Below are 25,337 nucleotides of genomic sequence, written 5' to 3'. Positions count from 1 at the left end.
TATATTAATATTTTAAAAAAAGGGGATAATCCCCTTTTAAAATTCATATTATTCTATAAAATACTTTATAGCTTCTTCTAGTCTATCAATACTGACCCTTGTATTTATGCAAGGACCATTTGGTCTATCATTTAGTACTCCAAGTACAGGTAGTCCTTTTATATCGCTTATACCACTTGATAAATCCCTCTCACAAGCTACAGCTACTATTGCCTTTGGTTTCATATCTACAATCCATTTTCTTGCTAGAGTTCCACCAGTTGCTACAACGATATTTATTCCATATTTATTTTTTAAATTTACTATTTTTTCTATGTCACATTTTCCACAATTTCTACAATTATTTATATTATTAGTTATTTTAAATTGACATTTAGAATCTTGAAGACAATGAGGTAATAATACTAATAATTCTTCTTTTTTAATTTTTATTTTTTTTGATTTTATAAGCAAATTATTTATATTAGTATATATAAGTCTAATTTTATTTTTATCAATCTTTGTAATATTAGCTGTAAATATTAATAGTGGATAATAAAGAGATATAGAATAATATAATATTTTTGATTCTAAACTACTCAAATTATTTTTTTTAAACAATTTCTTAGATAATATTATTATAGACAATATACTTATTATTATAAATGTGAAAATAGCTCCAAAAAACAACATTATAAATTTAATCAAAGTAATATTTTCACTAAAGCCTATCCATAATGCTACAAATAATATTAAAAAAGCTACTAAAATTATATACATCAATACTTTTATAAAGCTCTTTTGTTCATTCAATTTATCACATCCAAATTTACTGACCTAGTTTTATCCCTTTTTTTAAATCATTCCCTTTAATATAATCAATAACTTTCATTTTTTTCTTTCCAGGAAATTGTATTTCTTTTATAATAATACTACCATTACTTACTTTTACAACTATTCCTTCACTATTTATATCAATTATCTGTCCATTTTGACCATCATAAATGCTTTCATCTATATCTACATCATAAATTTTAAATCTATTACCTTCATAGTAGCTATAAGCAGCTGGAAATGGGTTTGTACCTCTTACTAGGTTTTTTATGTTTTCTTTTTTTTCATTCCAATCAATATTTCCAAGTGTTTTATCCATCATAGGGGCATATGAAGATAAATGGTCATCTTGAGCTATAGGCTTTAAATCATCAATTTTTTCTAATGTTTTTACTATCAAGTCTGCACCTATATACATTAATTTATCATGAAGTTCTCCTGCTGTAATATTATCATCTATATTTATCTTCTCTTTTAAAAGCATATCCCCTGTGTCAAGTCCCTTTTCCATAAGCATAGTAGTTATACCTGTTTCTTTTTCTCCATTAATTATAACCCAATTAATTGGAGCAGCTCCTCTATATTTAGGAAGTAAGGACGCATGTATATTGATGCAGCCATATTTAGGTATATTTAATATTTCTTCTTTTAATATTTGACCATATGCAACTACAACTATAAGATGTGGATTTACTTTTTTTATTTTTTCTATAGCTTCTATGTCATTAATATTTTCAGGTTGAAATACATTAATTCCCAGCTCTAGTGCCTTAGATTTAACAGGAGTAGGGAGCATTTTTTTGCCCCTACCCTTTCTTTTATCTGGTTGTGTTATAACTAAATCAATAGAGTAATTTTCATCATATAATTTTTCAAGTGCAGGAACAGAAAAATCTGGTGTTCCCATAAATATTATATTCATATTTTACTCTTCCTCTTCTTCTAATTTATCAATATATAAAACACCATCTAAATGATCAATTTCATGACATAATGCTCGTGCAAGTAATTCTTCTGCTTCTACAATCACTTCTTTACCTTCTTCATTTTGGTATTTCACCTTGATTTTTTCAGGCCTCTTTACATTACCTGACTCATCAGGAACACTAAGACAACCCTCAACATCAATAACTTCTCCTTCTTCATAAACAATTTCCGGATTAATTATTTTCATAGGGCCTTCTCCTATATCTATAACTACAGCTCTCTTTAATATACCTACTTGAGGTGCTGCAAGTCCTATACCCTCTTCTTTATACATTGTTTCTACCATATCCTCTAATAGAGTTAGGACTCTATCATCTATTTTATCTATTTGTCTTGATTTTTTTCTCAATATTGGATCTCCTACAAATCTTAATTGTCTTATTGCCATTTTTTATTCCTCCTATATTTTTACATTATTGAATTTGGGTTGATGTCTATACTTATTGTTATTTTATCTAATGGTATATTATAATTATTTTTTATACATACCCAATAAATGATATTTTTTATCATATTTAAGTCTTCATTATCTGCCTTTATAATCATTTGGTACCTGTATTTGTTTTTCACTTTGGAAATTGGTGAAGGCATAGGTCCAGATATATTACTCATAAAATCAAAACTTCTTTTTTTATGTTCTATATTTTTCATTATTAACTCTGCTATCTTTTTTGTAATACTTTCTAATATCTTTAAATTAACACTAGAAAATACTATAGCTATAATATTTGTAAAGGGAGGATAATTAAAAGTTTCTCTTAGTTTTATTTCTTCCTTATAAAAACCCTTATAATCATGACTTTTAGCATATATTATACTATAATGACTTGGATCATATGTTTGAACCACTACATTTCCTTTTTCATCGCCTCTTCCTGATCTTCCTGCAACTTGTGTCAGTAGCTGAAATGTTCTTTCAGGCGCTTTATAATCTGGTAAATTTAATGTTAAATCAGCAGCTATAACACCTACTAAAAGAACATTTGGAAAATCAAGCCCTTTAGATATCATTTGAGTACCTATTAATATATCAATTTCCTTGTTTTTAAATTTATTTAATATTTTTTCATGACTATTTTTTTTACCTGTTGTATCAAAATCCATCCTAGCAACATTTGCGCATTCAAATGTACTTTCTACCATTTCTTCAACCTTTTGTGTTCCTATACCAAAATGTTTTATATACTTACTATTGCACTCTGGACATTTTTCAACTGGTTTTTTTGCAAAACCACAATAATGACATTTTAACCAATTTTCTTTTTTGTGAAAGGTTAATGATATATCACAATTAGGACATTTTTCTACATAGCCACATTCCCTACAAGATATAAATGAAGAAAAACCTCGTCTATTTAAAAATAATATAATTTGTCTTTTATCTCTTAGATTTTTAGTAATATCATTATATAATATATTGCTAAAAATAGATTTATTTCCATCTTCAAGTTCATCTCTCATATCTATTACATCTACATTAGGCAATTCTTGCTTATTTGCTCTATTATTCATTTCAAGTAATCTATAACTATTTTTTTGAGCTAAATAATAGCTTTCTATAGATGGAGTTGCAGAACCTAAAACAAGTATAGAATTTTCTAAGTCACATCTTTTTTCTGCTACCTTTATTGTATCATATTTTGGATTCATACTAGACTTATAACTATTTTCATGTTCTTCATCTATTATTATTATACCAAGATTTTTAAATGGTGCAAACACTGCAGACCTAGCTCCTATTGCAATATTTACTTTCCCAGTCTTTATCTTTCTCCATTCATCATATCTTTCACCTAAGGACAATCTACTGTGAAGTATAGCTATTTCTTTGCCAAATCTACTTACAAATCTTTCTACAGTTTGAGGAGTAAGTGAAATTTCAGGAATCAAAACTATTGCTTGTTGGTTTTTTTCTATTACATTTTCTATTAATTGTAAATATACTTCAGTTTTACCACTACCTGTTACTCCATGAATAAGAAATTTATCATTTTTATTGTTATTTATAGAATAGTTTATTTTCTCATAAACATTTTTTTGTTCAATATTCAAATTCATATTTTCAGTTTTAATATATTCTTTATCTAGTACTTCTCTGGATATTTCCATTTCTTTAATTTCTAATATTTTTTTATTTTCTAAAGCCTTAATACTTGAATGATTAGAATTAGTTAATTTTAGAAGATTAGTTAATTTGATTGTTTTATAATCTTTTAAAAATAATATTATTTCTCTTTGTTTCCTTGCATTAGAACTTATTTTATTTAATATTTTTACTAATTCTTTATTATCAAACTTTTTTATAATAAATTTTTCATATTTTTTATTGATATCTTGTTCAATCTTAATTTCAATTTTAATTATATCTTTTGAAACTAAGGATTTCAAACTTGAATTTATATTACTGATTTCAACTATTTTTTTTAATCTTTCTAATTCTATTCCATTGTTTTCATTTAAACAATTTATTATTTGAATTTGATTTTTCGATTTTATATCACCTATATTTGCTTTGTCTTTTATATAGATATATTGATTTGCCTTTTTAGTTATACCACTCGGTAAAATTGTCTTAAAAACTTCTATATATTGAGACAAATATTCTTTTCTCATCCATAATCCAAGTTCTATAAGTTCATTAGATAAAATAGGCTCTTTATCTATAACTTCTATAATATCTTTTAATTTTTTTCTACTAAAATTTATAGTGGTTTTTATAGTAATTATAATTCCTTGTAATAATTTATTTCCATTACCAAAAGCTACTATTACTCTCATTCCAACCTTTATATTATCTTGAAATTTAAGAGGAATATTATAAGTGTAAAGTATATCTGTATTGGTGCTTTTATTGTCTACTATTATTTCTGCATATAAACTCAAATATATCAGCCTTTCAGATTAATATATATATATTATAACAGATATTAGAACAAAAAATTGGAGCTATTAATAGCTCCAATTTTAAATTTAAATATTATCTAATATTATATTTGCTAAATTTTCTTTAGTCATTAGAGGATATTCTTTTTTAAATCCATCTTTCTTAAACAAAGTAACTTTATTTTTATCCGATTTAAATCCCGCATTTTCATCCAAAATATTATTTGCTATAATCATATCTAAGTTTTTCTTCTTTAATTTAGCTATAGCATTATCTTCTAAATTTTGAGATTCAGCAGCAAACCCTATTAATTGCTGATTAGTTTTTATTTCTCCGCATTTTTTTAATATGTCTGGATTTTTTACAAGTTCAATATTTAAAGTCTCTGATGCCTTTTTAATTTTATTTTCACTATATTTTTTAACCTTATAATCAGAAGGTGCTGCAGATTTTATAAGGATATCAGTATCTTTAAAATGTTCTAATACCATTTCATACATTTCTTCAGTTGATAAAACATCTATAAGATTTATACCTTGTGGTCTTTCTAAATTTGTAGGTCCACTGATTAGGGTTACTTCTGCTCCCCTTTTTCTTGCAGCTTCTGCTAATTTATAACCCATTTTACCACTAGAATGATTTGTAAGAAATCTCACAGGATCTATCTTTTCTATAGTAGGTCCTGCTGTAATCAATATCCTTTTACCTTTTAAATCTTTCTTTATACTTAATTCATTCTTTACATACTCTACAATATCTTCAGTATCAGCAAGCTTGCCAGGACCTATATCACCACAAGCAAGCCTACCTTCACCTGGGGATATAAATTCATATCCTAATTTTTTTAATTTTTTTATGTTTTCATTGACTATAGGATTCAAATACATCTGTGTATTCATAGCTGGAGCAAAAATCACTTTTGCTTTAGTTGCCATTACTGTAGTTGAGAGCATATCATCTGCTATGCCACAAGCTATCTTACCTATTATATTTGCAGTTGCAGGAGCTATTAAAAACACATCAGCTTTTTGAGCTAGAGCAATATGCTCTATATCCCAATCTTTTGGTTCTTCAAACATATCTGATGTTACAGGATTTTGACTCATAGAAGCAAAAGTAAGCGGTCTTACAAATTCAGTAGCAGATTTTGTCATTATAACATCTACATTTATGCTTAATTTTCTAAACTTACTTACTATATCACAAGCTTTATATACAGCAATACCTCCTGAGACTCCTAAGACTACATTTTTACCTTGAAACACTTTTCATCACCTCTATTCTGTAGTATCAAAATCTGGTCTTGAATATGTGATTTTACCTTGATCTAATTCATGAAGTGCTATACTTACTGGTTTTTTTGAATCTATATCTATATATGGTTTATCACCATCAACTAATTGTCTTGCTCTTTTTGAAACTAATAAAACTAAGGTATATCTACTATCAACTTTTTTTAATGTATCATTTACTGAAGGATATAACATCTTTTTAAACCTCCTTTATATTTTTAATTAAATTTATCTGTCTATTTACTTTACATTTTTCTGCCTTGATTATAGCATTTATATTATCCACTGCAGAATCCACTGTATCATTTAATACCCCATAATCATATTTAAATACATATTTCAATTCTTTATATGCAGAATCAAGTCTTTTTACCATTGCTTCCTTTGTTTCTGTTGCTCTTTTTTCTATTCTATTTCTTAACTCTTGCATAGAAGGAGGAAGAATGAATATGAAAACTCCATCAGGATATATTTCTTTTATAGAAAGGGCACCTTGTATATCGATTTCTAATAATACGTCTTTACCTTCTTCTAGCATATCAAAGACATATTCTTTAGGTGTTCCATAATAATTATTATAAACCTCAGCATGCTCTAAAAATTGATTATCTAAAAGCATATCTTTAAATTTATCTTCAGTTATAAAAAAATAATTTTCACCTTCAACTTCTCCTACTCTTGCGTCTCTTGTAGTTGCTGAAATGGATAGATTTAAATCTAACTCATTAAGTAATTCTTTGCATATTGTACCTTTTCCCGCGCCAGATGGACCTGAAATAACAATTAATAATCCCTTAGACATCTAATGCTCCTTTCTATTTTTGAATATTATTTTCTTTATTATCATCTAATCTATGAGAAATAGTTTCGGGTTGAATAGCAGATAAAACTATATGATCACTATCTGTAATAATAACAGCTCTAGTTCTTCTACCATGGGTAGCATCTATAAGCATTCCTCTTTCTCTTGCTTCTTGTATTATTCTCTTTATAGGAGCAGATTCAGAACCTACTATCGCAACTATTCTATTACCTGAAACTATATTCCCAAATCCAATACTTATTAATTTTAATGACAAATAAACCGCTCCTAACTATTCAATATTTTGAACTTGTTCTCTTATTTTTTCAAGTTCAGATTTAATTTCTACTACATCCTTTGTAATATCAATATCTGAAGCTTTTGAACCTATTGTATTTGCTTCTCTATTCATCTCTTGTATTATAAAATCCAATTTACGTCCTACAGTATCATTTGAACTTAATGTATCTTTTAGTTGTTCAATATGACTATAAAGCCTCACAATTTCTTCTGTTATATTTGCTTTATCTGCAAAATAAGCCACTTCATTAGCTAATTTTGATTCATCTATTTCAACTGGACTATCTAATAATTTTTTTATTCTATTTTCAAGCTTTATTTTATATTCTTCTACTACCAAAGGAGCCCTGTTTTCAACAGCATTACTCATTTTTTTTATATAATCCACTCTTTTATTGATATCAAATACTAATTCTTCACCTTCTCTAACTCTCATGGATTCTAAATTAGTAATAGCATTATCTAAAGCAGGATATAAAGTATCCCATATTATATCTTCATCTTCTTCTTTTTTCTCTACATTTATAATGTCAGGATATTTGGTTATATCTTCTAAATGTATTATATCTTCTAATGATAATTCCTTGTTTAATAAACTTAATGCTGATTTATATTCTTTTGCCAAATTTAAATTTATATCTATTTTAAAATCACTATCATTTATATTTTCAAGGTTTATGTATACCTCTATTCTTCCCCTTTTTATATTTTCTTTAATCATTTTCTTTATTTTTTCTTCTAAATAGGATAAATGCCTTGGCATCCTTACTATTATATCATTATATCTATGATTTACTGACTTCATTTCAATAATGAATTTTCTTTTATCGTCACTATTTTCTCCTCTTCCAAATCCAGTCATACTTTTAATCATTATTTTCCTCCTCAATATTATAATAATTTTACCATAAAACAGCTAAAAGTCAATTTTCACAGCTTCTTATAAGTATATTATATAAATCTTTCTAAAACCCTTCTTTTCATTACGGAAACTTAATAATTAATTTGTGAACTTGTGTTTTTTATACTATTAATTATTTGTGATATAATAAATATGAAATTGAATTTATGGAGGTAGAATATGTCTTTAGATGGAATTACAATCAGAGCTTTAGTTTATGAGCTTCAATATGCACTTATAAATGGAAAAATAAATAAAGTTCATCAACCTGAAAATGATGAATTATTACTAGATATAAGAAATAATGGTATAAGTAAAAAATTAATAATATCAGCAAGTAGCAACAATCCCAGGATACACTTTACCAAAGACACTAAAAAAAATCCCATGTCTCCCGCTATGTTTTGTATGCTTCTTAGAAAACACATACAAAATGGTAGGATATTATCTATTGAGCAGGATGGTTTTGAGCGCGTTATAAAGATATTAATATCATCATACAATGAATTAGGTGATTTAACAGAAAAAGAGCTTATAATCGAAATTATGGGCAGACATAGCAATATAATATTAGTGAATAATGAAGAAGAAAAAATAATAGATTCAATAAAAAGAGTAACACCAGATATAAGTAGTGTACGCCAGATTCTTCCTGGTATGAAATACACTCCTGCTCCTTCACAAAATAAGATAAGTCCAATTGATTTAAATGAAAGTAACTTTTTATCTTTTATCAAAGATGACAAGAGTTCAAATCAATTATATAAGTCAATTTATGAAAACTTTGTTGGAATAAGCCCTCTTATTGCTAAAGAAATATGTAATAATGCGGAAATTTATGAAAATTTAAATACAGATGAATTAAATGAAGAAGATAGTAAAAAGTTATTTTCATCCTTTAAAGAAATCATAGGTTTTATAATGAATAGAAATTCTAATCCTACCATAGTATATAATGAGTATAAAACTAGTATTTTAGCTTTTTCTAGTATTAATTTAAATCAATTTGAAAATGTTAGAAAAGAAAATTTTGATAGTATAAATGAAATGTTAGATACCTTATATGAAACAAAGGACAGATTAGATAGGATAAAGCAAAAATCCTTATCTTTAAAGAAAAATATTAAAACTAAATTAGATAGGGATAAAAACAAATTATCAAAACAAAAGGATGAATTGTTAAAGGCTAAGACTAGAGAAAAATATAAAATAGCTGGAGAATTAATCACAGCAAATATTTATAGAATAGAAAAAGGTATGAAAGAAATTGAAGTAATAGATTACTATAATGATAATAAGGATTTAAAGATAACATTAAATCCAAATTTAACCCCTTCAGAAAATGCTCAAAAGAAGTTTAAAAGATATAATAAATTAAAAAGTGCCTTTGCTGAAGTAAGTGATCAAATCAAACAAACTAAAGCTGAAATAGACTATTTAGAAAATATACTTTTAAGTATAGAAAATGCTTCGGATTTAGATGATTTAGAAGAAATAAGAGAAGAATTAATAGAAGAAAATTATATTAAATATAAAAAAAGAAATAAATCAAAAAATAAGAAGAAGAAGAAAGAATCAAAAGTTATGCACTTTTTATCATCTGAAGGTTATGATATCTATGTTGGCAAAAATAACAAACAAAATGATTATCTCACATTAAAGTTTGCTGATAAAAATGATATTTGGCTTCATACAAAAGATATACCAGGCTCTCATGTTATAATAAGAAAAAATTCAAATGAAATTCCTGAACAAACTCTCTATGAAGCAGCACTGCTTTCAGCATTTAATAGCAAGGCTAGGATGTCTAGTAATGTAGCAGTAGATTATACAGAAAAAAGAAATGTTAAAAAACCAAATGGTGCAAAACCTGGTATGGTAATATATGAAAACAACAATACCTTATATGTAACACCAAGTGAAAAGGAAATAAGCAAAATAAAAAAAGCGGATTAATCCGCTTTTTATTTTATCCATTTATGCTTCTTCAGGTAATACTTTATTCATAAAAATACCTATTATTGCTGCTAGACTAAGTCCTACTATTTGAATACTGTTAGTAATTGGTATTCCTATTAAACCAGTGAAAGCTTGAGTTCCATCTGCCAAAAATAATCCTTGTTTTACTTTTAATATTTCAGTTCCTATTCCAATTACAAGAATAAGTGATGCTATGATTAAATTTCTATTACTAGAAAAATCAACTTCTTTTGTAGTTAATGTTCTTATACCTACACTAGCTATCATTCCAAAAAGTATAAGGCTAACTCCACCCATTACTGCTACTGGAATAGTTTGAAGTATTGCACCAACTTTTCCAATAAAACTTATTAGTATTGCTATAACAGCAGCAATCCTTAAAATAGAAGGATCATAGTTTTTTGTAACCGCAAGTACAGATGTATTCTCTCCATATGTCGTATTTGCAGGACCTCCTAAAAGCCCGGAAAAAAGTGTAGCAAGTCCATCTCCTATAAGTGTTCTATGAAGACCTGGATCTTTGAAAAAGTCTTTTCCTACTACTGCCCCATTTGTAGTTATATCACCAATATGCTCCATAAAAACTGCCAAAACTATAGGAGCAATTATTGCTATGGCTTCTAAACTAAATTTAGGTAAGGTAAATTCTGGTACAGATATAATTGCAGCTTGGGTAATTGGTGTAAAATCAACTATATTTAACATTACTGATAAAATATATCCTACTATTACACCACAAAGTATTGGTATAACTTTAAACATTCCTTTTCCAAATACAGAAAATATAATTACAGTAGATACTACTACAAGTGAAACTAGCCAATTACTTGATGCCATCTCTATTGCTGTAGGACTCATTATAAGACCTATTACAATTACCATGGGACCTGTAACTATTGGTGGAAAGAATGTTTTAATCTTTTCTACTCCAAATATTTTTATAAGGGATGCAAATAAAAGATATAAAAACCCTGCAACCATTATTCCACCCTGGGCATATCTAAGATCTCCAAACCTTGCTGATACAACTCCTATAACCGGTATAAATGCAAAACTTGAACCTAAAAACACTGGAACCTTTCCCTTTGTAACCAAGTGAAATATAAGGGTTCCCATACCGGCACAAAACAATGCAACTCCGGGATTTAAGCCCGTAATCATAGGTACAAGTACAGTAGCTCCAAACATTGCTATAACATGTTGAATACTTAAAATTCCCTTTTTAAACAATTGATTTGTAGTGCTTTTTTCTTTAACTTTGATATTAACATTTTCCATAGTATTTTCTGACATAAAAATACCTCCTTTATAGTATCTCTGTACTAATTTAAAAGTTTTATATTTATTCTATTATTGTAACTTCATCGCTACCATCTGTTTCTTTGAATTTCACATTTATTATTTCATCTTTTGATGTAGGTACATTTTTCCCTACAAAATCAGGTCTTATTGGTAATTCCCTATGACCTCTATCTACTAAAACAGCTAGTTGGATTTTTTTAGGTCTACCATTATCAACTATAGCATCAAGGGCTGCCCTTACTGTTCTACCTGTATATAAAACATCATCAATTAAAACTATAATTTTGTTTGATATATCTATATTAAATTGATTTTGTTTAACAAGTGGATTTTCAGCCACCTCTGATAAATCATCTCTATATAAGGAAATATCTAATTGTTCTATTTGCACATCTTTTCCTTCTATAGCTTTTATTTTTTCTGCTATTCTCTTTGAAAATGGAATGCCGCGTGTTTTTATACCCACCAATATAATATCTGTGATTCCCTTGTTTTTTTCAATAATTTCATGAGATATTCTAGTTGTAGCTCTATTCATAGCTTTTTCATCTAAAATTACTGCTTTTGTATTGATATTATCACCTCCAAAAAAATTATATAAAAAACCCCTCATCACTGATAAGGGGTTAGAACTATGGTAAAATTCGTCCCTTGTCAGCATCTCGTACTGATTTAAAGGCTTTTATTTATTTTTTTAATCATATCATATTTAATATTTATTGTCTAGTATTTACTTTCTAATATTCTTAGTATATTAGAAAAATCATCAGGTAAATCTGAACTAAACTCTAAATATTCTTTGCTTATGGGATGAATAAAGCCAATGGTTTTAGCATGTAATAATTGACCTTCTAAGTTGAATTTTTGATTTCTTATTCCATAAATTTTATCTCCTACCACAGGATGTTTTATATGTTTCATATGAACTCTTATTTGATGAGTTCTACCCGTTTCAAGTTGTGCTTCAATTAAAGTATATTTTTTAAATCGTTTTAAAACATTAAAATGAGTGATAGCTTCCTTACTATTATAATCAGTCACACACATTTTTTTTCTATCTTTTGGATTCCTACCAATAGGCGCATTGATTGTTCCCTTATCTTCATTTATATTACCTTCTACTAATGCAATATACTTTCTACTTACACTATGTTCTTTTAATTGTGCTGCTAAAGAAATATGAGCTTCATTTGTTTTTGCAATCATAAGCAAACCTGTTGTATCTTTATCAATTCTATGCACTATTCCAGGTCTGATTTTCCCATTTATATTTGATAAAGAATTAAACTTATATAAAAGTGCATTTACAAGTGTACCACTATAATTACCTGGTGCAGGATGAACTACCATATTACGTGGTTTATAAACCACTCCTACATATTCATCTTCATATACAATATCAATTTTTATATCTTCAGGATTTATTTCTAGTTTTTTATCTTCAGGTATTTCTAAAATTATTTGATCATTTTTATTTAATATAGTTTTAGCCTTTATAAAATCCCCATTTACCTTCACTTTATTTTTTTTAATAAGTTTTTGTATGAAGGACCTAGAATATTCATCTAACTCATCAGATAAATATACATCTACCCTTTCATTTGTATCATCATAAACTTTAATTTCAATAATATCACTCAAATAATCACTCTTTTCTTTTCTCTTCATAATTATCAGTTAAAACTAATATTACTAACAAAATTGTACCTATAACTATAAAACTATCTGCTATATTAAATACAGGAAAATCATAAATATTTCCAAAATTAATATCAATAAAATCTATTACATATTCTATCCTTAATCTATCAATGAAGTTACCAATAGCACCACCAATAATCATAACTAAACTATAATTCATTAATTTTGTATTATTATATTTCTTTATATAAAATATAATTCCACATACAATTATTACAGTAATTATTAAAAAAAATGTTCTTTGTGAATTTAGTATTCCAAAAGCAGCCCCATAATTTCTTACAAAATTAAATTGCAAAAAATTATCAATCAAAACAATAGGTGCTTTTCCTTCTAACTTTATTACTGCTAAATATTTTGTTACTTGATCTAATATAATAATTAAAATAGGTATTATGTACATTCAGTCCTCCTTAAAATCTTTATAGTCTAATTTTAATAGATTATAAAGGAAATTACAACAAAAACAAAGAAATAAGGGCAATGGCCCTTATTTCTTTTGATTATCTGGTATATCTTCAATGTCTTCTACAGATCCCTTATCATCCTCAAAAACCCCATTTAAATCACCAGTTGAATTTGAAGGGTCATCTTCTATTTTATTATGTTCTTGTAGTTTTCTATTTATATCGTCTCCATCAATACCTGAGTAATTTTCATCACCTTTATTCATTCTTCTTAAAATATTACTTAGATATTTGGCTTCAGAAGTATCAGTCATTCCTATGACTTCATCTATTTTTTCTTTATGTTCTATACAAGTTACTGTATATGGTAATATATCTAATCTTTCTTCTTCAATTTCCCTACCACATACAATACAACTTCCATACTCTCCTTCTTGCATGTTTTTAAGAGCAATATCAATTTTCGTCATAATATTTTTTTGGTTATCTGTTAAATTCATATTATGTTCTTGCATGAATACTTCTGTTCCTATATCAGCAGGATGGTTATCATAAGAAGATAATTCTCCAGTAGAATTAGTAACTGAACCATCAAATTCTTCTTTTAAATCACTTATTGTCTCCTTTATGTTTTCTTTTTCTTTAAGTAACATTTCTTTGTATTTTTCTGTTTTTTCTTTATTCATTTATATCCTCCTCATTTTATCTATATTACTATCATACCCATAAATAAATCCTCACTATCTATATAATGAGGATTTATTTAAATAATTATACTATAGAGCAAAAATTGATAAGTATAAATAGAAAAACAATAGATTGTCTTTTTTAAACTCTGCCTTATATAAATGACAAAGCAGCAGAAAAAAAAGTAATAAATAATCAGTATTTTGATTTTTCATATGACACCTCACAATAAATTTTTATTATATTATTATCATATGAATAAATCTAATTTTTGTTATTTTACATTTTGAATACAACTATATATACCTTTTGTTGTATCTATGAGTTTTTCAAATTCCTCAAAATCTATAGATTGTTTGCTATCAGATAGTGCCTTATCAGGGTTAAAATGCACTTCTACCATTACCCCATCTGCACAAACAGCAGCGGCAGCTCCTGACATAGGACGCACCAGACTTCTAACCCCTGTGCCATGACTTGGATCTACTATGACAGGTAAGCTTGTTAGACTTTTAAGAATAGGTACTGCTGTTATATCTAGCGTATTTCTTGTAAAATTATCAAATGTTCTAATACCTCTTTCACATAGTATAATATTGTCATTTCCTTCTAAAGCTATATATTCAGCTGCCATAAGCCATTCTTCTATAGTAGCATTCATTCCACGTTTAAGCATTATAGGTTTATTTAACTTACCTACTTCTTTTAGAAGTGCATAATTTTGCATATTTCTTGAACCAATTTGTATTATATCTATATAATCTAAAGATTCTTCTACATCCCTTGGATCTAATATCTCTGAAATCACTTTCATTTTGTGTTTTTTAGCAGTTTCTTTTAAAAACTTTAGTCCTTCAAAACCCAAACCTTGAAATGAATATGGTGAAGTTCTAGGTTTAAATGCTCCACCTCTTAGTATTTTTATTCCCTTTTTAGATAAAAATGATGCTATTTTTTCTATCTGCATTTTACTTTCAACAGAACATGGTCCAGCTATAATAGTAAAGTCTTCTCCTATCTTAACTCCATCACCTAGGTCAATTATTTTTTTATCTCTTGTTTCTTTACCAATATATTTTAATTTCATGTTAATTCCTCCATACTTACTCTTTATAGCTTTTCAAAATTCCTTTTAAGATATTTATAGAATTTTCTATTGCTAAGTTTACAAATTCATCATAATTTTCACTAGCCTTGCCATCTGCTTTATCTGATATAGCTCTTATAATCAAAAAAGGCTTATCATTTATATATGCACTATGACCTATAGCAGCTCCTTCCATCTCAACACAATAAGCTTTGAAATTTTGCCATAATTTTTCTTTTTGTTCTTTTTCTGCAACAAATATATCTCCTGATACTATTCTTCCCTTAAATACATTATTATTACTTAATTCCTTTTTACTAGCATTAAAAGCTAAATCAACTAATTTTTCATCTGCTTTAAATTCTAATACATCAAGTCTTGGTATTTGTCCTAATTCATATCCAAATTTACTTGCATCAAAATCATGTTCAATTACATCAGTAGATATAACAACATCTCCTATATCTACTTCACCCTTAATACCACCAGCTACTCCAGTATTGATTATAATATCTACCTTATATTGTGTAATCAATATTTGACTTATAATTGCTGCGTTTACTTTTCCTATTCCACATCTTACTAATATTATATTCTTACCCTCAAAAACACCTTTGTAAAAAATAGTTTTTGCATTAGTTTCTTTTTTTTCTATTATCATTTCATTTTTTATTTTTTCTACTTCTTCATCCATTGCTCCTATAATCCCAAAAATCATATTAACAACTCCTTAAACTTATTTATAACGACAAAAAAGGGGTTTCCCCCTCTTATTGTTCAATCATAGTATTTTCTTCTGAAAAAAGATCTTCAGACATTTCTAATTGTGATTTGAGTAAAGTTTTAAATTTCATCTTAAAAAGAATCATCTCTTTTTTTACTTCTTCATATTCTTTATTTATTTGCATTACTTCCATATTGGCCTTATCAATAATCTCTCTAGATTTTCTCTCAGCCTCTTCAATTATATTATCACTTTTTTCTTTAGCATTATAATTTACTTCTTCAGCTGTTTTTTGAGCAACTACTAATGTTTTTTGCAAGGTGTCTTCAATACTACTATAATATTTTATCTTATCATTTAAAGAAGCCATTTTATCTTTTAGTTCAATATTTTCCTTATGTACTCTCTCATAATCTACAATTATTTCATCTAAGAAAGTTTCAACTTCCTTTATATTATATCCCCTTACACCTTTATTAAATTCTTTGTTTTGAATATCAAGTGGTGTCAACATATTTATCCCTCCATCATCCTATGTATTTATGAATTAATATTCTATACTTTCCCTTTTTGCTTTCACCTAATATACCTTCAAATTTCACTCTACCTTTTTTCCTAACTGATATCAATTCTCCCCCGTTTAATTTAAATGATACATTATCTATGGGTTTAAAATCCACTTTAACTTTTCCAGAATTTATTATATCTGAACTGTTCTTTCTAGATAAATTAAATATTGCAGCTATTAAAACATCTAAACGAAGAGAAGATATGGTAGTTTGTATCTCTTTGTATTTGGGCTTGATAATAATTATATCTTCTTTATCTATTTCATTTATTATAGCAGTTTGATTTGATATCTTTTTTAAATTAAATGATATATAATCCTTTAATTCTTTAGATATTATAATCTCTGCAAAATCTTTTAAAATGATAATATCTCCAATTTTTTCTCTTTTAATACCAAGCCCCATAAGTGATCCTAATATATCCTTATGACTTAAATCCGAAAAATCATAGCTAGTTGTAATTTTAAATACACTTATGAAATCATCTAATTTAGTATATTTTAAATAATCTGGATATATTATTATCACTTTCCTCTCTGCATCTTCATATCCACCTTCTTCATGATAGGATATATCTATAAATCTATTAAGTAGGGAGTAGCAAAGAGTTCTTTGGTATGGATTTAAAAAATTTGTTGCTATTACAATTTTATCTCTCATTACAATTTCTATATCATCTAATAATTTTCTTAATGTAATAATTTCCTCTTTATCATCTATATGTTCTAAATACTTTTTCTTGTCATTAATCATAATTGCCCCTATATCAATAATCTAATAATAATATTAGCAAAGATATCTAATGTTATAAAGGCTAGTAATGGTGAAAAATCAAACATTCCTGTGCTTATACCTAATTTATTAATAAGTGCCCTAAATGGAGCTAGTATAGGTTCTGTTATACTATAAACAAAAGCTAATAAGGGATTTCTTAAATCTCTTATTATTAAACTTAAAAATATTCTTGCTATTACCAAAATCTTAAGTAAATCTATAAACATTCTTATAGCTCTAATCAATACATAATTATCTATCACTAAATTCACCTCTTAATTATTTCTGCCAAGGAAAAATCCCTTTGTTTTTTAATTCTTCGTGTATAATACCATCTATTTCTACATTACTTGGAGCTAATATAAATATATCTGTAGATACCTTTTGAATATTTCCCTCCAAAGTATATATTGCACCACTTGTAAAGTCAAAAGCCTTTCTCTTTTCATCTTCTTCCATTTGTTGAAGATTAAGTACTACAGGCTTTCTATTCTTAACATCATCAATAGCTTTTATAATATCCTCATAAATTTCTGGCTCATGTATTACAAGTTTCATATTAGTTGCAGCATGAATATTAAATACCTTCTTTTGTTTTGATTTACGGGAATTTTTATCTTCTTCTACAAATTCTTCACTTTCATCTACATCGTCATATTCTTCATCCAAATCTTCTAGCCCTACAAAATATTTAACTTTATTAAAAATACTTCCCTTTTCTGACATTTTTATTCCTCCTTATTTTCTTTTACCAAAAATTCCTGTACCTACTCTTATGAGATTTGAACCTTCTTCAATAGCTACTTCAAAATCATTTGTCATGCCCATAGATAGATGTTTCATTTCTATGTAATCAATGTCTTTTTTCTTTATTTCTTCAAATAAATCTTTTGCTCCTTTAAATACATATCTAATATTTTCTGCTTCTTCATCAAAAGGTGCCATAACCATTAGACCTTTTACAGCTATAAATGGATATTTTTCAATATTTTCTATAAATCCCCAAATTTCATCTTTATTTAATCCAAATTTACTTTCTTCTTTTGCAATATTAACTTGAATTAATACATCTATAACTCTATCAGTCTTTCTAGCCCTTTTATTTAATTCTTTGGCAAGAGACAATCTATCTAAGGAATGTATTAGATGAACCTTATCTATTATATACTTAACCTTATTTGTCTGAAGGTGTCCTATCATATGCCAGTTTAAATCATCTGTATTTAAATCATCATACTTTTCTATTATTTCTTGAACTCTATTTTCACCTATATCATATAAACCTAAATCTATTGCTTCTTCAATAACTTCTACTGGCTTAGTTTTAGTAACGGCTATCAATTTTACTTCTTCTCTATTTCTATTTGATCTTTCACATGCTTTTTTTATTTTTTCTTCTATTTCTTGAATATTTGACTCAATTGAAATTTTAATTACCCCCTATTCTTTAATATAGCTTTCAATCATTTTACCATCTATTATCACTTCATCAAACGCTTGTACACTTATACGATTTTCTTCATCTTTTGAAGCAATAACAAAGTCATCTTTTTCATAAATAATATTTATAGGTTTAAATTTTATAATAGAATCCACATTTTTAGTATATACACCCTTGCTACCATCTTTTTCTACTACTGCTTTTGATGGAATTTTCAAACCATCATATTCCTTAAGTATAATATCAACATCTAAAACCCTATCTTTATAATATTTATACAAATATGAATCCAGTTCAATTAATATCATTGCATTATTTTTATCTGAATTTATCTCTATTATTTTTCCCTTTAGTTTCCTATTATCTTTTTTTATTCTAATATTTATATTATCTTCCTTATTTAACTCCTTTGAATCTTTTATAGGGATATTAATAGCAATAAACCATTTGAAATCTTTAATGGTTTTGATAATAGAGTCTCCTAAATCTATATCAGAAAGTTTTTTAATGTTTTTAATTTGTGGTGTATTGATTTCTATATCTTTAGGTTTTAAACTAGACATATTGTTTATAGAATATTTTTTTTCATAATCATCAAATTGATATGAGATAATTCCAGATTCTTCACTTAAAATACTATTGTTATTTTCTGATATTTTCTTTAGTAAAGCTTCTTTTTTTTCTAACAATTCATTTATACTATAACCCATAAAACCATTTTGTCTAGAAATAGTATTAACCTTATCTTTTTTTTCTGCTATTTTTTTTTCTAATTCCTTTATTTTGTCCTTATCTTTTTCTTCTTCTGCTATCTTTAATTTTTCTTTGCTTGCATTTATTTCTTCTTTTAATTTATCTAGATCTTTAGAAAATAAAGTATTTGATTTGTTTTCATTGTTAAGCTTGTCTATTTCCATTTCAATATTTTTTATCTCATCTTCATATTGATTAATATCAGTTGCATTTATCTGAGTAATTAAAACTTTATCTTTAGCTATTTTTTCTCCTTCATCATGATGAAATTGTAACTCTCCATCACCCTTTGCCTTATAAACTTTCTCATCTTTAATTAATACAGCTTTGTTGTTTATCTTTTTTTCAATACTTTCATTTTTGATAAGTATAGTTTGAGACTTAGAGCTATATAAGTTTGGCAAAAACATAAATAATATATACAAAGTTATTATAATAGCTAAAAACAACTTTATCTTTTTTTTACGTCTCCTTCTCATAATTCTTTCTTTTTTACTCATACTTACACCTCTAACTATAATTTTAAATCATTTGAAATCTTATTTTACTAAAAAAATCTACCATATTTGCTTATTAATTTAATTTTTTTTATTTTATTTACACTTAGTTTTAAAACTTCATCACTGTGTGTCACTAAAAGTACAGAGTTTTCTTTTTCTTTAGCACCTATTACTATTCCACTAAATTTTTTATCAGATTTAAGTAATATAGAAATCTCATCACCAGTTTTGATCTTTAACCTACCTATTAAAAATTCACTTATATTTGCTTCTTTTATATGTTCAGAAGTAACTGATTTTTTATCTATTAATATAGTATTTTCTTTTAAATATAATTTTTCTTTTATAACTACTAATACATAACCAAGTATACTAACAGCAAGTAAAATAAAACTTATGTTTTTTAAAAAATAAATCAACAAAATATCACTATCCTTTAATATCTTAATAATTTTATTATATCATAAACATCATTTAAAATGCCATCTTATATTAGTAGAAGTAAGTAGTTTTCAATTGAAATTTAAATTATAATTCTATTTCTGCTCTTTGTAGGGCTTGTTTAATTGTACCTTCTAAGGTAATTGAAATATATTTAACGATTTGTTCTTTATTCTTATAATTTTTAGTTCTAATCCAATCTATCAAAAGTGCAGCTAATGATTCTGTATAAAAATTTATAAGAAATTTTTTAAAATCAGTTGAGACATTCATTCCTTCAGATATCTTTTCTACTATACTACCTATTACTGAAAAAAAATCTTTTTGAAAAAATAATTTCAGTTCATCTCTTCCAAAAGAGTCTAGTGCACAATTACATATATGATTGTTTTTTTCCACATAATCCATAGTAAACAAAATAGCATCTTTATAATCTGTAGTCAAATCGTATTGTTTTACAACTTCAATTGCTTCTTCTTCAAACATCCATCTAACTAAATCATATATATTTTTAAAGTGATAGTAAAAGGTTTTTCTATTTACCTTACAATCTTCTACTATTTCACTAACGGTTATTTTATTTAAAGGTCTTTTTTCCATAAATTTTTTTAAAGAATGAGCTAAGGCTCTTTTTGTCATTAAACTAGTTGTTTCATATCCCATATATATCACCTCATCAGTATTCATTATACATTTATATTATCTCTTTATCAATAATTCCATTCAATAAATTTAGACATTTGTCCTAATTTGCCACATATGTCTACCTTTTATCCATTTTCAATCATGATTATAATAGCTATAATTTATAAAGTAATGTTTAAATCAAGATTTTAAATGAGGTGTAAATAATGGAAGTATTTTTTAAGTGGATATTAAATCATAAAAAGTTTCTTGTATCATTGTTTTTATTTAGTTCTATAATCTGTGCATTTTTTTACATGCAAGTTGATGTAAATTATAATTTAAATGATTATCTTCCCCAAGATAGTCCATCTACAAAAGCTATTGATATCATGGAAGAAGAATTTGAAGGTGGTATTCCAAATGCAAGAATAATGATAAAGGATGTTAGTATTTCTAAGGCTCTTGATTATAAGAAGAAATTACTTGATATAGATGGGGTTAAAGATGTATCGTGGTTAGATGATGCTGTGAATATTAGAAAACCAATGCAAAGTCAAGATTTAGAAACAGTAGAATCATATTATAAAGATAAAAATGCTCTTTTTAACGTGACTATAGATGACAAGCATATAGTTGAATCAATTGATTCTATCAGAGACTTAATAGGTGATAAAAATTCAATGACAGGTGCAGCTGTTAATACTGCTGTAGCTACTGAATCTACAGTAAAAGAAATTTCTAAAATAGTGAAAATAGCTGTACCATTAGTATTTCTAATCTTACTTGTAACTACTACATCATGGTTTGAACCTGTTATTTTGTTAATTACCATAGGAGTAGCAATTTTACTTAACTCAGGATCAAATTTGATGTTTGGAACAATTTCTTTTGTTACAAATGGTGCAGGTAATATATTGCAGTTAGCTGTATCTCTAGATTACTCAGTTTTTTTATTACATCGCTTTAATGAATATTGTAAAAGTGGTTTAGACGCTGAAACTGCAATGCTTAAGGCCTTATCTAAATCTGTATCTTCTATTTTATCAAGTGGTGTAACTACAATGATAGGTTTTGCAGCATTAATTTTAATGCGTTTTAAAATTGGACCTGATTTAGGATTATCTCTTGCTAAAGGAATTGCATTTAGTCTTTTAACTGTATTTACTTTACTACCAGTTTTAGTACTTTTAACTTATAATTTATTTGAAAAAACAAGCCACAAACCTTTACTACCTGAGTTTAAGAAATTTGGAAGATTTGTCAGTAAAATAATGATACCCGCAGTTATTATTTTATCTATCTTAATTGTTCCATCATATCTTGCTCAAATCAACAATAGCTTTTATTATGGTTCTGAGCATATATTTGGTCCATCTACTAAGCTAGGAAGTGATACTGAAACTATAAATGATATGTTTGGAAAATCTAATACAATGGTTTTAATGGTTCCAAGTAAGGGTAGTCCTACTCAGATAAAGCTTAGTGATGATTTGAAAAATATTAAAGAAGTTAATAATATAATCTCATATGTAGATACTGCTGGTGCAGAAATACCTTATGAATATTTAGATAAAAAAATGCTTAATAAACTTGAATCTGATAACTATAGTCGTATGATATTAACAGTTAAAACTAAATTTGAAGGAGAAAGAGCATTTGAAGTAGTTGAAGAAGTAAGAGATGTAGCTCAAAAGTACTATCCTGATAAATGGTATCTTGCTGGAGAAAGTGCTAGTACTTATGATTTGATGGATACAATAAAAGCTGATAATATCCGGGTCAATCTAATAGCAATTACAGCCGTATTTATAGTACTTTTATTGACATTTAAATCTTTAATTATACCAGTCATTCTTGTTCTTATAATTGAAACGGCAATATGGATAAATCTATCTGTCCCATATTTTTCAGATACTATATTATTTTACCTTGCCTATCTTATTGTAAGTTCAATACAACTAGGTTCAACAGTAGATTATGCTATACTCATGACCAATAGATATCTTGAATTTAGAAGGGATTTCAACAAAAAAGATTCAGTTGAAAAAATCATATCAACTGTCACCGTATCAATATTGACATCAGGACTTGCTTTAGTAATTGCTGGGTTTTTACTTTACTTTATTACCTCTCATGGAATTTTAAAAGAGATTGGTTTATTGCTTGGCCGTGGAACCTTAATGTCTATGACAATAGTGTTTTTAGCACTACCTGGTTTAATGTATTTGTTAGATAAGCCTATTGAAAAAACTACTAAAGGAGTCAAATTTATAAAAAAGGAGAATGAAAAATGAAAATAAAAAATACAGTTAAAAAACCTTTAATAGCTTTATTACTTGTAATAACATTGATTTTTTCTGTATCTAATACTATACTTGCTTCAAAAACTTATGAAGGAAAAGAAGAAGTTGTGTATGCAAATCTTAAATACAATGGAAAAGTAGATGAGATTTATGTTGTGAATATATTTGATAAAGAAGGTAAAATAGTTGATTATGGTGAATATTCTAAGGTTCGAAATATGATTTCAAATGAAAAGATTACTATGGTAAATAATAAAATTACTGTTACAAATGAAAATGATAAACTTTATTATGAAGGTAAACTTAAAAATCAAACACTACCATGGAATATTTCTATTAAATATTATTTAGATAATAAGGAATATTTACCAGAAGATATCATAGGAAAATCTGGCTTTCTTAAAATTAATATAGATATAAAGGAAAATAAAAATAATGATAAAAATTTTTATAATGAGTATGCACTACAAACTGAATTAAGATTAAATTCAAATAAATTTAAGGATATAAAGACAGATGGAGCAACAATTGCAAATGTAGGAAAGGATAAGCAATTTACTTATACAACCCTCCCCGCAGAAGGTGCAAAAATCAGTATAACTTCAGATGTAGTTGAGTTTGAAATGGATGCTATAAATATGAATGGTATAAGATTAAATATCAATGCTGATATAGATGAAAGTGAAATTACCGGTAAAGTAAATGACTTAAATGAATCTATATCTAAACTTGATAATGGAGCAAATAATATAAAGGATGGAGCATCCACACTAAATGATGGTAGTGATAAATTAGTTTCTGGAGCAAATCAATTAAAGAATGGTTCATATAATTTAAATGATGGTATTATATCTTTAAAGAAAGGCATAGAAGAAGTAGAAGAAGGTCTTAATGAATTGAATGATAAATCTTCAATAATAACTAATGGTTCTTCACAAATTAAAACAACTTTAATAGATATTGAATCTTCCTTATCAAAAGTATCTCTTTCAACAGATAGCATGGAAAAACTATCTAGTTCTTCATCAAAAATAAAGACAGCTATTGATGAAATTAATTTAGGAATTGATTCTTTAAAATCTAATACTACTTATGAAAATTACAAGTCAATAATGAATAAAAATGGGCTTGATATAGATAATTTAAAGGGAAGTAATAGTGAAACTATTAAAATGTTAAATAATGAAATTAACTCCTTAACACAATCTTATATGGAAATTAAAGATGTAGAAGCTTATGAGAAAGAAGCATTGGAGCTTAAAAATCAAATTGATAAATTTAGTAATATTCTTAAATTAATTAAGGGAAACAATGCAGCTATTTCTGGAACTGAAAATTATTTAAATGGTCTTTCTTCATCTATATCTAATCTTTATAAGGGAAGTGAAAGTTTAAAAAATCAATATAAATTATTTGATCAAGCAATATTAGAGCTTTCTGAAAATCTTAGTCATATATTAGTAGATATGACTAAATTATCAAATGGAATAAATGAATTAAACAAAAAGTATGCTGAGTTTGATAATGGTATCAATGAATATACAAATGGAGTTTCAGAAATAATTGATGGTTATTCTAATATAGTTAATGGAGCAAATAATTTGGCTCTTGCTAGTAAGAGTTTCTATACTGGCACTAATTCTCTTTATATTGGAACAGATGATTTAGCATCTGGAATAAACAAATTATATGATGCTACAGAAGATTTGGCACAAGGAACAGGTGAGTTTAAAGAAGGAACATCTGATATTGATGTAGAAATAGAAAATAAAGTTGATGACATCTTATCAAAATTTACAAATGATGATTCCAAAACTTCATCATTTGTTTCAAGTAAAAATAAAAATATTAAATCTGTTCAATTTGTAATAAAAACAAAGCCTATAAAAGCTAAAGAAGCTGTCCAAGATGATGATGACTTTAAAGAAAGTTTGAACTTCTTTCAAAAGATCCTTAAAATATTCGGATTAAATTAATTTATTGAATTTATAAAAAAATCAAGAAGATTAAAATCTTCTTGATTTTTTTAAAACTTTTTATTTTCTATTATATTGCATATTAA

At 26.6% G+C, this 25,337-nt stretch carries 27 protein-coding genes; 3 read left to right on the top strand and 24 right to left on the bottom strand.

Going from position 1 to position 25,337, the window contains the following annotated elements:
- Positions 1-48: 48 nt before the first annotated feature.
- The 9 genes from ACTHUW_RS09290 to ACTHUW_RS09250 form a co-directional block, all read right to left on the bottom strand.
- Complete coding sequence (locus tag ACTHUW_RS09290) at positions 49-792, bottom strand: DUF116 domain-containing protein (protein ID WP_442196520.1); 744 nt, start codon at positions 790-792, stop codon at positions 49-51.
- A gap of 16 nt (positions 793-808) precedes the next feature.
- Positions 809-1,735, bottom strand: coding sequence for a methionyl-tRNA formyltransferase (fmt, locus tag ACTHUW_RS09285; RefSeq protein ID WP_442199464.1), 927 nt, complete (start codon positions 1,733-1,735; stop codon positions 809-811).
- Positions 1,736-1,738: 3 nt separating this feature from the next.
- Entirely contained in the window at positions 1,739-2,188 is a 450-nt protein-coding gene (def, locus tag ACTHUW_RS09280; RefSeq protein ID WP_442196522.1) for a peptide deformylase, read from the bottom strand.
- 20 nt (positions 2,189-2,208) lie between these two features.
- A complete protein-coding gene (gene priA / locus ACTHUW_RS09275) occupies positions 2,209-4,683 on the bottom strand; it encodes a primosomal protein N' (protein ID WP_442213121.1) in 2,475 nt (824 codons plus the stop codon).
- 87 nt (positions 4,684-4,770) lie between these two features.
- Complete coding sequence (gene coaBC / locus ACTHUW_RS09270; RefSeq protein WP_442196524.1) at positions 4,771-5,949, bottom strand: bifunctional phosphopantothenoylcysteine decarboxylase/phosphopantothenate--cysteine ligase CoaBC; 1,179 nt, start codon at positions 5,947-5,949, stop codon at positions 4,771-4,773.
- A gap of 12 nt (positions 5,950-5,961) precedes the next feature.
- A complete protein-coding gene (gene rpoZ / locus ACTHUW_RS09265; protein ID WP_442196525.1) occupies positions 5,962-6,171 on the bottom strand; it encodes a DNA-directed RNA polymerase subunit omega in 210 nt (69 codons plus the stop codon).
- Between the two features lie 4 nt (positions 6,172-6,175).
- Complete coding sequence (gene gmk, locus ACTHUW_RS09260) at positions 6,176-6,778, bottom strand: guanylate kinase (RefSeq protein WP_442196526.1); 603 nt, start codon at positions 6,776-6,778, stop codon at positions 6,176-6,178.
- A 13-nt stretch (positions 6,779-6,791) separates the two neighbouring features.
- Positions 6,792-7,055: an extracellular matrix/biofilm regulator RemA gene (gene remA, locus ACTHUW_RS09255; RefSeq protein ID WP_442196527.1), complete on the bottom strand. Its 264-nt coding sequence runs from the start codon at positions 7,053-7,055 to the stop codon at positions 6,792-6,794.
- A gap of 15 nt (positions 7,056-7,070) precedes the next feature.
- Positions 7,071-7,952: a YicC/YloC family endoribonuclease gene (locus ACTHUW_RS09250; protein ID WP_442196528.1), complete on the bottom strand. Its 882-nt coding sequence runs from the start codon at positions 7,950-7,952 to the stop codon at positions 7,071-7,073.
- 207 nt (positions 7,953-8,159) lie between these two features.
- Between ACTHUW_RS09250 and ACTHUW_RS09245 the strand changes: the two genes are divergently transcribed.
- On the top strand, positions 8,160-9,935 hold the full coding sequence (locus ACTHUW_RS09245) for an Rqc2 family fibronectin-binding protein (RefSeq protein ID WP_442210378.1): 1,776 nt from the start codon (positions 8,160-8,162) through the stop codon (positions 9,933-9,935).
- 21 nt (positions 9,936-9,956) lie between these two features.
- Here the strand turns inward: ACTHUW_RS09245 and ACTHUW_RS09240 are convergent, their stop codons facing one another.
- From ACTHUW_RS09240 to ACTHUW_RS09170, 15 genes are all read right to left on the bottom strand, one after another.
- Complete coding sequence (locus ACTHUW_RS09240) at positions 9,957-11,237, bottom strand: uracil-xanthine permease family protein (protein ID WP_442199535.1); 1,281 nt, start codon at positions 11,235-11,237, stop codon at positions 9,957-9,959.
- Positions 11,238-11,301: 64 nt separating this feature from the next.
- Positions 11,302-11,835 (bottom strand): bifunctional pyr operon transcriptional regulator/uracil phosphoribosyltransferase PyrR, encoded by a 534-nt coding sequence (gene pyrR, locus ACTHUW_RS09235; protein WP_442196552.1) that lies wholly within the window; start codon positions 11,833-11,835, stop codon positions 11,302-11,304.
- A 149-nt stretch (positions 11,836-11,984) separates the two neighbouring features.
- A complete protein-coding gene (locus ACTHUW_RS09230; protein WP_442213119.1) occupies positions 11,985-12,929 on the bottom strand; it encodes an RluA family pseudouridine synthase in 945 nt (314 codons plus the stop codon).
- Complete coding sequence (gene lspA / locus ACTHUW_RS09225; RefSeq protein WP_442196532.1) at positions 12,907-13,365, bottom strand: signal peptidase II; 459 nt, start codon at positions 13,363-13,365, stop codon at positions 12,907-12,909. Before lspA ends, ACTHUW_RS09230 begins: the two co-directional genes overlap by 23 nt.
- A gap of 87 nt (positions 13,366-13,452) precedes the next feature.
- On the bottom strand, positions 13,453-14,055 hold the full coding sequence (locus ACTHUW_RS09220) for a TraR/DksA C4-type zinc finger protein (protein ID WP_442196533.1): 603 nt from the start codon (positions 14,053-14,055) through the stop codon (positions 13,453-13,455).
- 275 nt (positions 14,056-14,330) lie between these two features.
- Entirely contained in the window at positions 14,331-15,143 is an 813-nt protein-coding gene (aroF, locus tag ACTHUW_RS09215) for a 3-deoxy-7-phosphoheptulonate synthase (RefSeq protein WP_442213117.1), read from the bottom strand.
- Positions 15,144-15,159: 16 nt separating this feature from the next.
- Positions 15,160-15,861, bottom strand: a complete 702-nt coding sequence (locus ACTHUW_RS09210) for a 5'-methylthioadenosine/adenosylhomocysteine nucleosidase (protein ID WP_442196535.1) — start codon at positions 15,859-15,861, stop codon at positions 15,160-15,162.
- Positions 15,862-15,913: 52 nt separating this feature from the next.
- Entirely contained in the window at positions 15,914-16,381 is a 468-nt protein-coding gene (locus ACTHUW_RS09205; protein ID WP_442196536.1) for a DivIVA domain-containing protein, read from the bottom strand.
- Positions 16,382-16,394: 13 nt separating this feature from the next.
- Positions 16,395-17,189: an RNA-binding protein gene (locus ACTHUW_RS09200; RefSeq protein WP_442196537.1), complete on the bottom strand. Its 795-nt coding sequence runs from the start codon at positions 17,187-17,189 to the stop codon at positions 16,395-16,397.
- Positions 17,190-17,197: 8 nt separating this feature from the next.
- On the bottom strand, positions 17,198-17,473 hold the full coding sequence (locus ACTHUW_RS09195) for a YggT family protein (RefSeq protein ID WP_442196538.1): 276 nt from the start codon (positions 17,471-17,473) through the stop codon (positions 17,198-17,200).
- 16 nt (positions 17,474-17,489) lie between these two features.
- Entirely contained in the window at positions 17,490-17,936 is a 447-nt protein-coding gene (locus ACTHUW_RS09190) for a cell division protein SepF (RefSeq protein ID WP_442196539.1), read from the bottom strand.
- A 12-nt stretch (positions 17,937-17,948) separates the two neighbouring features.
- Positions 17,949-18,644, bottom strand: a complete 696-nt coding sequence (locus ACTHUW_RS09185) for a YggS family pyridoxal phosphate-dependent enzyme (RefSeq protein ID WP_442213123.1) — start codon at positions 18,642-18,644, stop codon at positions 17,949-17,951.
- Between the two features lie 6 nt (positions 18,645-18,650).
- Positions 18,651-19,904, bottom strand: coding sequence for an HlyD family efflux transporter periplasmic adaptor subunit (locus ACTHUW_RS09180; RefSeq protein WP_442213115.1), 1,254 nt, complete (start codon positions 19,902-19,904; stop codon positions 18,651-18,653).
- Between the two features lie 47 nt (positions 19,905-19,951).
- Positions 19,952-20,326 (bottom strand): hypothetical protein, encoded by a 375-nt coding sequence (locus tag ACTHUW_RS09175; protein ID WP_442213113.1) that lies wholly within the window; start codon positions 20,324-20,326, stop codon positions 19,952-19,954.
- A 106-nt stretch (positions 20,327-20,432) separates the two neighbouring features.
- A complete protein-coding gene (locus tag ACTHUW_RS09170; RefSeq protein WP_442196542.1) occupies positions 20,433-21,008 on the bottom strand; it encodes a TetR/AcrR family transcriptional regulator C-terminal domain-containing protein in 576 nt (191 codons plus the stop codon).
- 188 nt (positions 21,009-21,196) lie between these two features.
- Between ACTHUW_RS09170 and ACTHUW_RS09165 the strand changes: the two genes are divergently transcribed.
- Both ACTHUW_RS09165 and ACTHUW_RS09160 read left to right on the top strand, forming a co-directional pair.
- Positions 21,197-23,266, top strand: a complete 2,070-nt coding sequence (locus ACTHUW_RS09165; protein ID WP_442196543.1) for an efflux RND transporter permease subunit — start codon at positions 21,197-21,199, stop codon at positions 23,264-23,266.
- Positions 23,263-25,251 (top strand): hypothetical protein, encoded by a 1,989-nt coding sequence (locus tag ACTHUW_RS09160; RefSeq protein ID WP_442210387.1) that lies wholly within the window; start codon positions 23,263-23,265, stop codon positions 25,249-25,251. The genes ACTHUW_RS09165 and ACTHUW_RS09160 overlap by 4 nt, the downstream gene beginning before the upstream one ends.
- Positions 25,252-25,337 lie beyond the last annotated feature (86 nt).

The organism is Senegalia sp. (in: firmicutes) (assembly GCF_052088025.1).
GTDB lineage: Bacteria > Bacillota > Clostridia > Tissierellales > SIT17 > Anaeromonas.
Note: the sequence above shows the minus strand (reverse complement) of the source record. Positions and strands in the feature narration are given on the sequence as shown.